We start from the raw sequence: 14,297 nt of genomic DNA on the forward strand, positions 1-14,297 counted from the left end.
GGCCGGCACCCGGTCCCCGCAAGAAGGAACCATGGAAAACCACACTCTGCACGGCCACCAGTCCGCTGCAACCGACGCCGCCTCCCACGACGCTCCCCCGGCCAGCGCAACGGCACACCCCCATGAGGCGCACGGCGGCAATGGCCACGACGATGACCACGTGGTGCACAGCCACGGCCAGCACGCCGGGCACAGCACCGCGATGTTCAAGGACAGGTTCTGGCTGACTCTGGTCCTGTCAGTCCCCGTGGTGTACTTCAGCCCGATGTTCGCTGACCTGCTCGGCTACATGCCGCCCGACTTCCCCGGCTCAGCGTGGATCCCCCCAGTCCTTGGGACCGTCATCTTTTTCCGTGGCGGGATGCCCTTCCTGAAGGGCGGCCTGAAGGAACTCAAGTCCCGGCAGCCGGGCATGATGCTGCTGATCGGCATGGCCATCAGCGTCGCCTTCGCCGCCTCCTGGGTCACCACCTTGGGCATCGGCGGCTTCGACCTGGACTTCTGGTGGGAACTGTCCCTGCTGGTCGCCATCATGCTCCTGGGCCACTGGATCGAAATGCGCGCCCTCGGATCCGCCCAGGGAGCCCTCGACACCCTCGCGGCCTTGCTACCCTATGAAGCCGAACGCATCACCGATGCAGGCACCGAAACCGTCACCATCTCCGAACTCCGGACCGGAGACACTGTCCTGGTCCGGTCCGGGGCACGGATGCCCGCGGACGGCACCGTCATCGACGGGCAGGCCGAGTTCGACGAATCCATGATCACCGGCGAGTCCAAGACCGTGCTCCACTCCCCGGGCGCCCCCGTGGTTGCCGGAACCGTCGCCACGGACAACACCGTCCGGGTCCGGGTGACCGCCGTCGGGGATGACACCGCACTGGCCGGGATCCAGCGCCTGGTCGCCGAAGCACAGGCGTCCTCATCACGGGCACAGGCCCTCGCCGACCGGGCCGCGGCATTCCTGTTCTACTTCGCCACCGTTGCCGGCGTCATCACCTTCATCGCCTGGACCCTGCTGGACAGCGTCCCCGAGGCTGTGACCCGCACAGTTACGGTCCTGGTGATCGCCTGCCCGCACGCCCTGGGCCTGGCCATCCCGCTGGTCATCGCCATCTCCACCGAGCAGGCCGCCCGCGCCGGTGTGCTGATCAAGAACCGGATGGCGCTGGAACGGATGCGGACCATCGACATCGTCTTGTTCGACAAGACCGGAACCCTGACCAAGGGTGAACCCGAATTCAAGGACACCGCCCCCGCCGGCGGCACCAGCCCGGAGGAGCTGCTGGCCCTGGCCGCCGCCGTCGAGTCCGACAGCGAACACCCGGTGGCCCGGGCCATCGTCAAGGCCGCGCGCCATCGGGGACTGGACATTCCACAGGCCACCGGTTTCACGTCCCTGACCGGCCGCGGCGTCCGGGCCACGGTGGATGGCCGCACCGTGCAGGTCGGCGGCCCGGCGCTGTTGAAGGAACTCGGCATTACCGAACCCGACACGCTGTCTGCTTCCACCCGGGAATGGATGGACCGCGGCGCGGCAGTGCTGCACGTGGTCGACGGGCGACGCATCCTCGGAGCCATCAGCCTCGAGGACGCCGTCCGCGAGGAATCGCGACAGGCCGTCGCCGCACTGCAGAAGCGGGGCATCAAGGTCGCCATGATCACCGGCGACGCCCGTCAGGTCGCCGCAGCCGTCGGAGCCGAGCTGAACATCGACGAGGTCTTCGCCGAAGTCCTGCCCGCCGACAAGGACAAGAAAGTCGCCGAGCTACAGGCCCGCGGCCTGAAGGTGGCCATGGTCGGGGACGGGGTCAACGACTCGCCGGCCCTGGCCCGCGCCGAAGTCGGCATCGCGATCGGCGCCGGCACCGACGTAGCGATGGAATCGGCCGGCGTGGTCCTGGCCGGCAACGACCCCCGGGCTGTCCTGTCGATGGTGGACCTGTCGCGGGCCAGCTACCGGAAGATGTGGCAGAACCTGGTCTGGGCCACCGGATACAACATCATCTCCGTCCCGCTGGCCGCGGGGTGCTCGCCTTCGCAGGGGTCGTGCTCTCCCCGGCCATGGGCGCGGTCCTGATGTCCGTCTCGACCATCGTGGTGGCGCTGAACGCGCAGCTGCTGCGGCGGGTGAAACTCAACCCATCCGAGGTTCGTTGAACCAAGAGGCCTCACCAGCCAGGGGCGCCAGCACCCCCGTGGCCGATAGCCTAGAAGCCACAGCAGACCCCCACGAAAAGGAGGAAACGCCTTGACCGCAGCCCATCGCACCGCCGCGGCGTTCCTTCGCAGTGCGGGCCTCGTGGCCGTGGTGCTGGCCGTCATCGCCGGGATCTTGGGCATGCACGTCCTGACGGGCACGCACGCCACACACTCCCTGGCCTCGGCAACGGCAGGCGCCCACACGCACCACCACCCCGACGCTTCCGACCACCACGCATCCCATCAGGATTCCCCCGGGATGCCGGACGCCGGAGCCGCCGGCCAGGACGGCGTCCGCGCCACAGCAGGGCAGTCCTCAGATTCTTGCTCGTGCGGCGGCATGCAGGCCATGACCTCCTGCACACCCTCAGCGAAGACGGCGTCCCTGGCCGCACCGGCACCCGGCACCTCCGTGCTGGGCATCCACACCGGCACCGCAACCGCACGCGATGCGGTCCGGTGGACCTACCTTCCGGGCAGCCCATCACCTTGTGAGCTGTCCATCAGCAGGACGTAAAACCGGGCATCCGCCGCGGCTTTTCCCGGCGCACGCTTTGTAACCTGGCCGTCCCTTCAGCGAGTGGTCAGGGCCTCACCCGATGCACCCTGTCCCTGCGCCTTCTCGGCGCCAGCTGATATTTGAAGGACCTGATTTTCCAATGAACAAGAATTTTCTGACTCTTTCCGCGACCGCCGTCGCGGCCGCACTCGCCCTGGCCGGATGCTCAACCGGCACCCCCGGATCCTCCGCCGCCTCCAGCAGTCCGGCATCCACCGGAAGTTCCACGCCGGGCATGGGCCACGGCGGCACGGGCATGATGTCCAGCAGCGCACCGGCCGCCGCGGCAGACCACAACGCCGCCGACACGATGTTCGCGCAAGCGATGATCCCGCATCACGAACAGGCCGTGGAAATGAGCGACCTGATGCTCAAGAAAACCGGTATCCAGGCATCTGTGACTGACCTTGCCACCCGGATCAAGGCCGCCCAGGCTCCCGAGATTGAAACCATGAAGGGATGGTTGAAGAGCTGGAATGAGTCCGCGACCATGGGCGCCGGCCACGGCATGGACGGCATGATGGGTGCCGCCGACCTGAAGGCGTTGGACGTGGCCCAGGGAACCGAAGCCGCGCGGCTCTTCCTGAAGCAGATGATTGCCCATCACCAGGGCGCTGTGATGATGGCCAAGAAGGAAAGCAGCGCCGGTAAGAACGCCGATGCCGTGCAGCTGAGCAAGGACATGGTGACCGCGCAGGAAGCCGAAATCCAGGAGATGCAGAAACTGCTGGCCACCCTCTAGCCAGCCCGGTTATGGCGTCGGCCCGGCCACTGCTGTTGCCGGGCCGGCACTCCTGCCCTCCTACTTTCGTCCCCCAACTCGGCCATGGACCTAATCGGCAGGTTCATCATCCTCCCGCGAGTCTGAGAAGGATGAGCGGGCCCGACGCGCCTGCCGCTTTGCGGTGTGCCAGGCCGGAACTGCCCCCCGCGGACATCGTCCTGCCCGTCATGCTGCATCCACTCGCCGGCGGCCAGTGAAGGCACGCACTGGTTAGGGGGCAGGCTCAATGAGTTCCGGGCCGTTGTTCCGCACGCTGTTGACCCGGTCGGTGACCACCCGGGGCGTCAGGACCGGTTCAGGGATGGCATCGAGCATTTCCTGCACTTTGTCCTTGTCCGTCGTGTCGGGGTCCAGCCACTGGGCATACATGCTGGGCGGAATGATGACGGGAGCCCTGTCATGGACGTGGCCGAGGGAATCATGGGCTGTAGTGGTCAGAACGGTGCAGCTGAGCAGCCACCGGTTCGGGTCATCCTCGGGAAGGGAGGGGTCCGGCCAGAACTCATACAGCCCGGCGAAGGCGAGCACATTCTCCTTTTCGGAGTAGAGGTAATTCGGGATCTTTTTCCCGTCCTCGGTTTTCTGCCACTCGTAATATCCCTCCGCCGGGACCAGTGCCCGGCGTTTGACGGCAGCCTTGCGGAACGATGGCTTGTCCAGGATCGATTCGCTGCGGGCGTTGATCAGCTTCGAACCGATCTTGATGTCCTTGGCCCAGGACGGAACCAGAGCCCAGCGCGCGATCAACAGCCGCCGGTCCACGGAGTCCTCGTACAAGCGCTCCGCGATGATGGGGACGTCCTGGGTCGGAGCGACGTTCCAACTGGGCGGGGGCGGGCTGCCTTCGATCTCCTTAGCCTCGAACTGGCTGAGGAGATCCCCGGTGGCTTTGGACATCACATATCTGCCGCACATGGACTCATTGTGCCCCACGCCGCATTCAACGGACGGCGAACCCGGGTGCGGCAAGACACGCTGCACCGCGGCTGGACGATCCGCAGATCAACAATTAAAGTCTTGCGGTATCGAATGAAGGCAGACGGACACGACGTCCGGGAAGGGGGCGCACATCACCGCTGGCCAACACCACAACCCACTGTTTCATCCGCAAAAGCCCCTCCCTCGAGGGGCTTTCCTATGTGCAACTCCTAACGTCTGTCGCGGATTCGAACTCTTCATCGAGTTCAAAGTGCCGGAACTCGGTTTCCGGGTTCGGCTCTCCCTCAGCAATGACCTCGAAGTCGAGTTGACGCTGAACCTGGCTGTCCAGGACCTGCAGCTGCCGATCTCCGACATCGGCGAGATTCAGGGGAAAATGCAGGCGTGCCAACCTTCGGTAGAAGCTCCTGTGTGAATCGCAGCGATAAGTGGCGGCATTCTCGCAGCGCTAATTGCCACCCCTGGTGCCCGTAAGCCGACCCCTCAACGGGACAGTCGGTTCTAACGCCCCCGCTATTGGCCGTAGCAGGGAGATCAAGGTTAAGCGTGTGGAATTGTGTGGCTATAATTCGGGTCCTTCTATTCCTTTATCGAACCTTCCAGCATCCCTTTGATGAAGTGCCGCTGAAGTATGAAGTACAGCATTACTACCGGGAGAGCTACCAGGACAGCGCCGGCGGCCAGCAGCGCCGTCCCCTGTGTGTACTGCCCTTGGAAGAACGCGAGGCCTAGCGGTGCAGTCCGAAATGCCCCCGTCGGCGACATAACCAGGGGAATGAGGAACTCGTTCCAGGTCCACATGAAAACCAAAACGACCATGGTGGTGATGGCCGGTCGTCCCATCGGAACGAGGATGGACCAGAGGATGCGCTGGGGTGTGGCTCCATCCATACGTGCGGCATCGAGGATCGACGGGCTGACGCCTTTGAAGTAGGTACGCATCCAGTAGGTGCCGAACGCCACTGACTGAGCAACCTGAGGGAGGGCGACCGCCCAGATCGTGTCGGTTAGGCCGAGGCTCCGTAGATCGAAGAACAGTGGGATGACAACGGCCTCTGCAGGGATCATGATGCCGAGGAGAAAGGTGTAGAACAACACCTCCCTTCCTCGGAAAGTCATGGTCCCGAAGGCGTAGCCGCTGAAAAGGGAAAGCACCACAGTCAGAGTTACCACCACGATTGCCACAAGCACCGACGTCGTCATGTATTGTCCAAAGCGGCCTTCATGCCAGGCAGTTAGAAAGTTCTCGGGGTGAAAGGAACCCTGTTGCGCCGCTTTGGCATCGGCCGGGGCAAAGGCTCCGACCACAATGGTGAAGATTGGAGCGAGGACTATCAGGGAGAAGATGATGAGAACGAAATAGTTTAATAGGCGCTCCGTCCGTCTTACTTTCATGACGAAATTCGATCCCCAATTCTGTTGACAAGGAAACTGATTACGAAGATTAGGACGGTAAGGGCAACTCCAACGGCTGCGGCCGAGCCCACTTCACCGAGCTCGAAGGCCCGACGGTATACCTCGTAGCTCGGAACGGTGGTGGAACTGCCAGGTCCTCCGCTGGTGGTCACGTACACAAGATCGAACGTCTTGAGCGAGACAACGATGGTCAGCGTGAGAGCAACAGTGACCTCGGCTCGGACCGCAGGAACGATTATGGCGAAGAACTCACGCATTGCCCCCGCCCCGTCGAGCCGGGCCGATTCAAATTGTTCTGAAGGGATCTTTGCCATCCCGGCAAGAAGCAGCACCGTGACCAGTCCAGTGGTCACCCACGTGCCAATCAGTCCTACGGCCGGCAGCGAGAAAGTGTAATCCCCAAGCCAGGCGCGGGTTAGGGAATCGAGGCCGGCCCATCTAAGGGTGCGGTTTAGGACGCCGTCTGGTGCGTAAATCTGCCTCCAGGCAACGGCCACGACGACCATGGCTATGACCTGGGGAAGAAAGACTATCGTGCGGAACATGGGGAGCCCACGCACCCGGGCCCTGGTCAGGACCGCAGCCAGAACCAGGCCGATGCCCACCGGAAGAACAGCGAAAAAGAAAACGAAGACCAGCGCATGCCCGAATGCTCCCTTGAGCCGCTCGTCGCTGAGAAGACTGACGTAGTTGTCCAGTCCAACAAAGGTGGCCAGCGACAGTCCGTCCCATTCGAACAGCGAGAGATGAACGGCTCTGCCGAGCGGGTACAGCAGGAAGGCGGCATATATGAGGAATGCCGGGAGTATGAAGTGGTAGGGAGTGGCGCCGTGGCGCCGCCCGCGGGGACGTCGTGCGGCCGTTTGCCGCACAGGGTCGCTAGCCGGCTTTAGTGAAGTCAGCATAGTCAGCTTCCAGAGCCTCAGTGAATTCCTTGGGAGCAAGGCGGCCGTCAAGCAGTCCCTGAAGTGACTCGCCCAGAGTGTCGGCCATGGTCGGAGTTGCATAGTCGAGATACGGCAGCAGGACTCCATCCTTGGTGACCGAGCCGAAAGCGGAGTAGACGTCACGGAGAACCCCTGTGGCCGGAGCGTATTTTTCCGCGTTGACAATGGGGAGATTGCCCGTCTTGGCCAGCGTCGCCATCGCTTCGTCGTTAGTGATGAAGTTGATGTAGGCGGCGGCGAGGTCGGGGTTCTTGCTGGCTTTCGTTACGGTAAACGGCAAGCCGGTCCCGCCTGTGACGTGGGCGCCGTCGCCCTCTTTGGTCGGAGGCACAAAGAAGCCGACGTCGTCGCCCATGGCACCTTGGAGATCGGCAGCGAGCCATGAGCCGCCCATAAGAAATACCCCTTCCCCCTTGGTGAGCTTCTGCCAGGCGGCGTCATAGTCAGTACCGTTTACCCCGTCATTGAAGTATCCGGCCGTTCTCCAGTCGCTGAGGCGTTTCGCTGCTGCCTCATTTTCGGGGGTCGTCCAGGACGCGCCGGCATTTCCGAAACCCAGTTTTTCGATCTGATCCGAGGGAACATTTGCTCCTTGGACTGGTCCAAACATGTGGATCGCGGGCCATTTTTCTATATTTCCCAACAGCAGGGGCGTTTCGCCGGCACTTTTCGCTGCGGCAAGAGCCGAGTCAAAGGCCGCCTGGTCTTTGGGAACTGAGATTCCCAGGGACGCCAGTTTTTTCTTGCTGTAGAAGACCCCGACAACTTCCCCGACCTGCGGTAGCCCATATACAGATCCCGTGCCGAACGACTTTCCGTCAGGGCTGTACTCGGAGTACTTCAAAACGCTCTCGGGGTACCGGTCAGCCCAGCCGTAGGCCTCTGCCCAATCGTCCAGCGGAAGGAGCTGATCCGCCTTGACGAATGCTCCCATGGAGCTTCGTGCGTTGTTGGCCTGGACGACGTCCGGAGCGTCTTTGCCGCTTAGCGCGAGTCGCAGTGTCTTGCCCAGGTCGTCAAAGGACTGGGAATCCCGCTTGATGGTGATGTTTGGGTAGGCCTTTTCAAACGCAGCATTCAGAAGTTTCATCTGTTCGTTTTGACCTCCCCGGACTTCCTGATCCCAGACTGTCAGTGTGAGGGCCCCCATTTTCGAAACATCCGTCTGTACGGTCCGGTCCGCCGCAGGCGATGACGGTGAGGCCGTGCCCGATCCCGGGGTACATCCGGCCAACGCCATGGCTACCAGGGTTGCCGCGGCAAAGCCTGCAGCTATGGATTTGTTCTTTTTCGTCATGATTTTCCCTTCAAGGAGTCAGAGATGGCAGCCAAGTTCTGAAGTGGGTTGAATCGGGGGAACTGCGTAGTGCTCACGCCAGAGAGTGCTGCTCTGCTTCGGTCAGCAGACCAAACGTGGCCTCTGCCCTGCGAACGGTTTCTCGGGATTTTTGAGCGATGAGTTCTTCCAGGAAACCGTAGCGCCTGGCAATGTCTTGGCTCTCTGCGTTTCGGTTTGCTTGTTTTTTAGTGGCTGACCACCAGTCGGATATGTCGCCCCAGCCCGGGGATGCCAGGGAACCGCCAAAGTGCTGGACTGCCAGCGCGGAACATAGGGATGCAAAAAGCAGCCGTTGCTCCAGCGGCCATTGATCCAAGGTGCCGACGACCATCGCGGCGGCAAAGACGTCGCCGGCGCCGGTGGGGTCGACCGCGTTGACCTTCAGGCTGGGAACGGATGCGCTCTCCCCAGTGGTCGAATCGACGGCGATCGCGCCACCGGCGCCCTTCGTGACGATCGCCAGCGGAACCAGGTCGCAAAGGGCACGGAGTGCTTCCCCGGCGCTGCCCGTGCGCGTGTAGGCCATGGCTTCAACATGGTTGGGAAGAAAGGCGTGGCACAGCCGGAGATCATCCAGGGCCGCGCTGTCCCATTTCTCCGTGGGATCCCATCCAACGGCAGCGAAAACCAATGCCTGCGAAGCTTCGCTTTGAACCCACCAAGGCGCTTCTCCTCCCGGCGACAACAGTTCGGCAACCACGGCCCTAGAGGGCGGGGGCGTCCCGACGAGTTCACCCTGGCTAATCGGGATGGGGTGTCCGTGGGTGATCATGCTTCGGTCTTCGTGGCGGGCAATTGAGACCGTAACCGCCGAGTGCCACCCCGGAAAAGTACGTGATCGGCTGAGATCAATCCGTTCCTGCCGTTCGAGCAATGACCAGGCCCAGGCGCCATAGGCATCGTCGCCAAATCCGGCAGCGAGTCCGGTTCTCAGGCCGAGGCGAGTCGCGGCCACCGCCAGATTGGCGATACCGCCCGGCAGTGATCCCATTCCATCGGCCCAGACTTCAGTGCCGGGTCTGGGATCAGAACGGAGGCCGGTGAAAACGATGTCGAAAAAAAGCGGACCTGTTAGAAAAAGATCGAGCTCTTTGTTCGTTTCCATGCGGTCTACCACCTCGTTCTTTCGTGCTCGGTCACGTAGTTGCACCGAATGTGCAACGGGGACGTGGGGCGAAGCGCGGGCCCCTATTCGGAGTGACCTGCGTCGCATAGGTTCGGACGCTACCATGCAACAGTGAGCAAAACCAAGCGCAAGTATGGTTGCAAATGCTCAATTCTGCGTGCTAATTTCTGTTTATGCTCACTTCAACTCGTCATGCCACGATCTTGCGTCGGGTGAAAGAAACAGGTGGGGCCTCTGTGCAGGAGCTCGCCGAGATTATGGACGTGAGCCCGTCCACCATTCGGCGGGACCTCAACATGCTTAGCGCCGAGGGCCTCCTTCGCAGGGTCAGGGGGGGTGGAAGCATTGAACCCGACGGAATACCGTTCCAGGAAGTGGCCGCCAAATCAGCGTCCTCCAAGGAGCGCATTGCCAAAGCTGCAGCCAGCCTTGTTTCGGCTGGCGATGTCGTGGTTCTGGACATCGGCACTACCACGGCCCTGATCGCGCGTGCCCTACGGGGCAAGGACATCACGGTGATAACGGCGAGCATCGCCGTCCTTGATGAATTGAGGGACGACAACGACATCGAACTCATCATGCTGGGCGGCGTCCTTCGCCGTTCGTACCACTCGCTGGTGGGTTCATTGACTGAAGACGCGCTGGGCCAATTACATGCGACGATTAGCTTCCTTGGCACCAGTGGTGTCCAAGTCGACGGAACCGTAATGGATTCGACTGGCATTGAAGTGCCTATCAAGCGAGCCATCCTCGCGTCTTCACCTCGCACCGTTCTGGTCGCGGATGAAACCAAGTTTCCTGGCACTGGAATTCTGTCTGTTTGTCAGGCGTCAGACATAAGTACCTTGGTCACATCAGCCAAGGCAAATCCCCAAACGCTCGAGTCGTTCAACCGGGCTGGAAGTGACGTGATGCTGGCGTGAAACTCACCATTATTGGCGGCGGCGGATTCCGTGTGCCCCAGATATTCGAAGCCCTCGCGGCCGAGGGCGACCACGCCCGAGTCACCGAGCTCTGCTTGTACGATTCCGCGCCGGAGCGGCTCGAAATAATACGGACTGTCCTCGCGCAACTCGCCGAAATAACGGCCAAGCCCCCACGTGTCACGCTGGCGCGGACCTTGGACGACGCCGTCAAGGCCGCCGATTTTATCTTTTCAGCGATGCGCATCGGTGGAGCCGAAGGACGCATCATCGACGAACGCGTCGCGCTGAACCTCGGCGTCCTGGGTCAAGAAACGATCGGTCCCGGCGGTCTGGCCTACGCCATTCGAACACTTCCCCATGCCCGCCACCTTGCTGAGCGCGTCGCCGCGCTGGCACCGGACGCGTGGGTCATCAACTTCACGAACCCAGCCGGCATGGTCACGGAGGCGATGCGGGCGATACTCGGGGATCGTGTCGTGGGAATCTGCGATACGCCGATCGGGCTGATGCGCCGCGCAGTCCACGCGGTCGGTTCGACACCGGAACTTGTTGACTTCGACTACGTCGGGCTCAACCACTTGGGCTGGTTGCGGCGAATTTCTGTCGACGGCCACGATCGCCTGCCCCTTTTGCTCAAAAGCGACGAAGCCCTCGGGCAGATTGAAGAAGCAAGGTTGCTCGGATTCGATTGGATCCGCGCGATGGGCGCCATTCCGAACGAATATCTCTACTACTACTACTTTGAACGAGAGGCCACGGAACGTATCCGTTCCTCCATCGAAACCCGCGGCGAGTTCCTCCGGCGCCAGCAATCCTCGTTTTACAGCGACGCCCACCAGCACGCGGACAGCGCCCTTGCCCTGTGGAACAAGACAAAACATGACCGGGAGTCGAGCTATATGGCCGAGAGCCGGGCCGAAGAAGATCGCAGCAACCGGCAGGATGCCGACGTCGACGGCGGCGGGTATCAGACGGTTGCACTCAACCTCATGACGTCCTTGGTGCAGGGCAGGTCAACCCGCATGATCCTTAATGTCGCTAACCGGGGTAATGTTCCGGAACTCCCCGATGAGGCTGTCATCGAAGTGCCGTGCACGGTGGACGCGAACGGCATCCGTCCACAGAATGTCGCCAAGGTCGAGGGCGAGATGCTGGGACTCATGCAACAGGTCAAAAGCGTGGAGCAGCTGACCATCGCCGCTTCCTTGCATCGGGACCCTGCCTTGGCCTGGCGGGCAATCGCTGCACATCCGCTTGTGGATTCAGTCAGCGTCGCCCGTCGCCTCCTCGACACCTATAGGGCAGAGATCCCCGGAGTCGCCGCCGCTTTTGACTAACTTCGTCGTTTCCCAAACCCTAAGAGCGGTGCAGCACAATGCAAGTCGAAATACTCGAAAACGCCCAGCAAGTCGGTGAATATGCCGCCGACCGGATCCTGCGCGGTGTCGCCTCCGGGAAGATCACAACCCTCGGAGTAGCGACCGGATCATCACCACTGTCCATCTACGAATCTCTAGAAAGCAAGTGGATCCCCCAACTCATTGATCTGCATGTATTCGCCCTGGATGAGTATGTGGGGCTACAGCCGGAACATCCCTCGAGCTACCACGCGGTCATCCAACGCGAGGTGACGGACCGGTTGAAGCTGAAGCCAGCGAACGTGTGCGTTCCTCAAGGCAACGGACCTGACCTCGCCGCAGCGTGCGCGCGATTTGAGGCAGCTATCGCCGCAGCCGGCGGAGTGGACCTCCAGATACTCGGCATAGGCAGGAACGGGCACATCGGTTTCAACGAACCAACGTCCTCGTTTTCCTCCAGAACTCGTGTAAAGACTCTGACTCCGGCTACCCGGGCCGACAACTCAAGGTTTTTTGAAAAGGATGAACAAGTACCGACGCGCTGCATCACGCAGGGCCTAGGAACCATCATGGAATCCAAAGAAATACTGCTGGTGGCCCATGGTGCGAGCAAGGCCAAGGCAATCGCACTTGCCGTCGAAGGACCCGTATCTGGAATGTGCCCTGCCTCTGTGCTGCAGTTTCACGCCCGAACGACCCTTGTGATTGATCGTGAAGCGGCCCGGAACCTGACCCTCCTTGACTACTACGATTCCATCAATGCCGGCTGATCGGAAAAGCTGTCAGCGACTCCCCCTTTTTCGAAGTTCGCCGAGACCACAAGGTAGCTCGCTAGCTTGTCCGATTCTCCTGGCCTACGAAGGCGCATTAGAGCCGCAATCGTCACGCTCGCATCCCACCTTGTCATCGGCCGTGGAGCAACCGTCCGAACAAGGACGTGAAGAAATAGCTGACTACAGAGGAGCGCAACAGCAGTGCGAACACAGATAACGCTTACGCTCCCGGTTGACCGCAACAGCCCGGAGCCGCTCTACTACCAGCTCGCCACGAGCCTCAAGAACGCCATCGAAATCGGACAACTGGCACACGGGAGTCACCTGCCGCCAGAGACACAACTTGCAGAGCAAATGAAACTGTCCCGGAACACTATTCGAAACGCCTGGGCATACCTCGAAAAAAGGGCATCATCATTCGCCGCCAGGGAGGCGGAACATTCGTGTGCTGAGGTTGGTTCGAGCGACCGTCCACAAGACACGTGGGGGCGCCCTGACCAACTCGGCGTGTCCGCGAACTACGTAAAAAGTGGCGTTTGTGCTGTTCGATCAAGGACTCGACGCACCCCATATGCCGGTCCTTCACCGGGCGCTACAGGCACCATCTGGTTCGCTACTCGAAAGACCGCCCCTCCGGCCCGTGCGGATTCCCGCAAGACACGCCCGCGAAACTGCCCGGTGAAGGTGCCCTAAACGCTCCGCTTCAGATCGTCTCGCAACCGAGACTCCGAGTCGGTGGACTCACGTAGAGCGCCTGACCGGCTATCGGCGTAAAGTTTTAACCGGCCGGCGGCGGACTGCCGGCTGGTGTCCCCCATGTCAGCTGGCACCCAGCTCCGTCGTCGGTCCGTCCCAGTGCGGCCGGCGTGGTGCCCTTGGGCCCGAGGAAAGCCCGATCTGGCGGCCCCGTGGTCCACCCTCCGGGACATGACTGCCTAACCCGGCCCGCCGCCAGCACCGCCAAGTTCGGGTCCTATGTCCTCGTTGATGCATGCAGCTCTGGGTGACGGTGGCGGCTTCTGGAAGATGGGTGGGGCCGTCCGGCCAATGGTAGGCGGCCGCTGCCTCGAGGTGAAAGCATCCTGTCCGGAGAGGATTACATCTTGGCGAGATGCGCCCGTACGATCGTGAAGAGCCCGTAGCAGGCCAGGCCTGCACCCACGCCGGCCACCACATACGTCCCGTAAGGCTGTTCGCGCAGGGCGTGGAGCGCGGCGTCGAGCCCTGCCTGCTCAGGATGGACGGTGACCGTGGCGATGAGCGCCGACAGTCCTGTTGCGAACAGGGCAACGCCTTTGAACACGTATCCGGTTATGCCTAGGGCGGTGATGGCTTTGTACCCGGCGGGTGAGGGCGGCAGGTTGATGTGTTTTTGGAAGGATTTCCGGATTCCGCGGATTGCGTAGATGATGCCGAGGATGGCTACTCCCGCTCCGATCAGCACCAGGAGCAGGACGCCGCCTGGCGCCCTCATGAGGTTGACTGTCAGGTCACTGGTGGATTCCCCGTCGTCTTGGTCCGTGCCTCGGGCGAAAGCGGCCAGCGTGAAGGCCATGGCGGTATAAACCACCGCCTGCGCGTCCGCTTTGAGTTTCTTGCCGGTCTTGTGCTTGGCGGGCAGGCGGTCGAAGTCGAAAAGGGCGTCGCCGGCTTGCCAGAGTGCCAGGGATACGCATGCCGCGAAGCTGACCCACAGGAGCAGCGGACCGGCTGGCTGGTTGGCCAGTGCGGCGACCGCCCCGGTGACGTCCGCGTGGCCGCTGCTGCCGGCGGCGACTCCGAAGGCAATAAGGCCTATTAGGAGGTGGAGCGCGCCGCTGACGGCAAATCCGCAGCGCGCCAGAATTCTGAGGGGCTTGGAGTTCATGACTTCCGCCGTCTTGCCGGCGGCTTTATCGGCGGCTTCGTCGGCCGCCTTTTTCAGTTCC

General features: G+C 61.9%; 13 protein-coding genes and 1 pseudogene. 8 read left to right on the top strand and 6 right to left on the bottom strand.

Going from position 1 to position 14,297, the window contains the following annotated elements; translation table 11 throughout:
- Positions 1-31: 31 nt before the first annotated feature.
- From BM372_RS11960 to BM372_RS11970, 3 genes and pseudogenes are all read left to right on the top strand, one after another.
- Positions 32-2,160: pseudogene (locus tag BM372_RS11960) on the top strand (heavy metal translocating P-type ATPase).
- Between the two features lie 91 nt (positions 2,161-2,251).
- On the top strand, positions 2,252-2,719 hold the full coding sequence (locus BM372_RS11965; protein WP_090955479.1) for a hypothetical protein: 468 nt from the start codon (positions 2,252-2,254) through the stop codon (positions 2,717-2,719).
- A 142-nt stretch (positions 2,720-2,861) separates the two neighbouring features.
- Entirely contained in the window at positions 2,862-3,503 is a 642-nt protein-coding gene (locus tag BM372_RS11970; protein WP_090955480.1) for a DUF305 domain-containing protein, read from the top strand.
- A 252-nt stretch (positions 3,504-3,755) separates the two neighbouring features.
- On the opposite strand, the gene BM372_RS11975 is transcribed toward BM372_RS11970, so the two are convergent.
- Complete coding sequence (locus BM372_RS11975; RefSeq protein WP_090955481.1) at positions 3,756-4,460, bottom strand: SOS response-associated peptidase; 705 nt, start codon at positions 4,458-4,460, stop codon at positions 3,756-3,758.
- 274 nt (positions 4,461-4,734) lie between these two features.
- On the opposite strand from BM372_RS11975, the gene BM372_RS20695 reads away from it, so the two are divergent.
- Positions 4,735-4,899 carry a hypothetical protein gene (locus BM372_RS20695; RefSeq protein ID WP_177235981.1) on the top strand — a complete coding sequence of 55 codons (165 nt, stop codon included), beginning with the start codon at positions 4,735-4,737 and terminating at the stop codon, positions 4,897-4,899.
- Between the two features lie 164 nt (positions 4,900-5,063).
- On the opposite strand, the gene BM372_RS11985 is transcribed toward BM372_RS20695, so the two are convergent.
- The 4 genes from BM372_RS11985 to BM372_RS12000 form a co-directional block, all read right to left on the bottom strand.
- Positions 5,064-5,879, bottom strand: coding sequence for a carbohydrate ABC transporter permease (locus BM372_RS11985; protein WP_090955485.1), 816 nt, complete (start codon positions 5,877-5,879; stop codon positions 5,064-5,066).
- Positions 5,876-6,805, bottom strand: coding sequence for a carbohydrate ABC transporter permease (locus tag BM372_RS11990; RefSeq protein ID WP_090955488.1), 930 nt, complete (start codon positions 6,803-6,805; stop codon positions 5,876-5,878). The genes BM372_RS11985 and BM372_RS11990 overlap by 4 nt, the downstream gene beginning before the upstream one ends.
- The gene (locus tag BM372_RS11995) at positions 6,780-8,144 is read right to left on the bottom strand and encodes an extracellular solute-binding protein (protein WP_090955490.1); all 1,365 of its coding nucleotides are present in this window, start codon (positions 8,142-8,144) and stop codon (positions 6,780-6,782) included. Before BM372_RS11995 ends, BM372_RS11990 begins: the two co-directional genes overlap by 26 nt.
- Before the next feature lie 73 nt (positions 8,145-8,217).
- Positions 8,218-9,291: a carbohydrate kinase family protein gene (locus tag BM372_RS12000; RefSeq protein WP_090955492.1), complete on the bottom strand. Its 1,074-nt coding sequence runs from the start codon at positions 9,289-9,291 to the stop codon at positions 8,218-8,220.
- Between the two features lie 194 nt (positions 9,292-9,485).
- Here BM372_RS12000 and BM372_RS12005 point away from each other — a divergent pair, with 194 nt between their 5' ends.
- From BM372_RS12005 to BM372_RS21260, 4 genes are all read left to right on the top strand, one after another.
- On the top strand, positions 9,486-10,235 hold the full coding sequence (locus BM372_RS12005; protein ID WP_090955494.1) for a DeoR/GlpR family DNA-binding transcription regulator: 750 nt from the start codon (positions 9,486-9,488) through the stop codon (positions 10,233-10,235).
- The gene (locus tag BM372_RS12010) at positions 10,232-11,575 is read left to right on the top strand and encodes a 6-phospho-beta-glucosidase (RefSeq protein WP_177235982.1); all 1,344 of its coding nucleotides are present in this window, start codon (positions 10,232-10,234) and stop codon (positions 11,573-11,575) included. The genes BM372_RS12005 and BM372_RS12010 overlap by 4 nt, the downstream gene beginning before the upstream one ends.
- Positions 11,576-11,613: 38 nt before the next feature.
- On the top strand, positions 11,614-12,366 hold the full coding sequence (gene nagB, locus BM372_RS12015) for a glucosamine-6-phosphate deaminase (RefSeq protein ID WP_090955497.1): 753 nt from the start codon (positions 11,614-11,616) through the stop codon (positions 12,364-12,366).
- Positions 12,367-12,570: 204 nt separating this feature from the next.
- Positions 12,571-13,062 (top strand): winged helix-turn-helix domain-containing protein, encoded by a 492-nt coding sequence (locus tag BM372_RS21260; protein ID WP_090955499.1) that lies wholly within the window; start codon positions 12,571-12,573, stop codon positions 13,060-13,062.
- Between the two features lie 403 nt (positions 13,063-13,465).
- On the opposite strand, the gene BM372_RS12025 is transcribed toward BM372_RS21260, so the two are convergent.
- A complete protein-coding gene (locus tag BM372_RS12025; RefSeq protein ID WP_090955501.1) occupies positions 13,466-14,236 on the bottom strand; it encodes a DUF1206 domain-containing protein in 771 nt (256 codons plus the stop codon).
- Between the last annotated feature and the right edge of the window lie 61 nt (positions 14,237-14,297).

This window comes from Arthrobacter sp. ov118, assembly GCF_900116495.1.
Taxonomy (GTDB): domain Bacteria; phylum Actinomycetota; class Actinomycetes; order Actinomycetales; family Micrococcaceae; genus Arthrobacter.

Coding starts and splice junctions, on each gene's coding strand:
- BM372_RS11970 (WP_090955480.1), top strand. CDS start 2,862: ATGAACAAGAATTTTCTGACTCTTTCCGCGACCGCCGTCGCGGCCGCA.
- BM372_RS11975 (WP_090955481.1), bottom strand. CDS start 4,460: ATGTGCGGCAGATATGTGATGTCCAAAGCCACCGGGGATCTCCTCAGC.
- BM372_RS11985 (WP_090955485.1), bottom strand. CDS start 5,879: ATGAAAGTAAGACGGACGGAGCGCCTATTAAACTATTTCGTTCTCATC.
- BM372_RS11990 (WP_090955488.1), bottom strand. CDS start 6,805: ATGCTGACTTCACTAAAGCCGGCTAGCGACCCTGTGCGGCAAACGGCC.
- BM372_RS11995 (WP_090955490.1), bottom strand. CDS start 8,144: ATGACGAAAAAGAACAAATCCATAGCTGCAGGCTTTGCCGCGGCAACC.
- BM372_RS12000 (WP_090955492.1), bottom strand. CDS start 9,291: ATGGAAACGAACAAAGAGCTCGATCTTTTTCTAACAGGTCCGCTTTTT.
- BM372_RS12005 (WP_090955494.1), top strand. CDS start 9,486: ATGCTCACTTCAACTCGTCATGCCACGATCTTGCGTCGGGTGAAAGAA.
- nagB (WP_090955497.1), top strand. CDS start 11,614: ATGCAAGTCGAAATACTCGAAAACGCCCAGCAAGTCGGTGAATATGCC.
- BM372_RS12025 (WP_090955501.1), bottom strand. CDS start 14,236: ATGAACTCCAAGCCCCTCAGAATTCTGGCGCGCTGCGGATTTGCCGTC.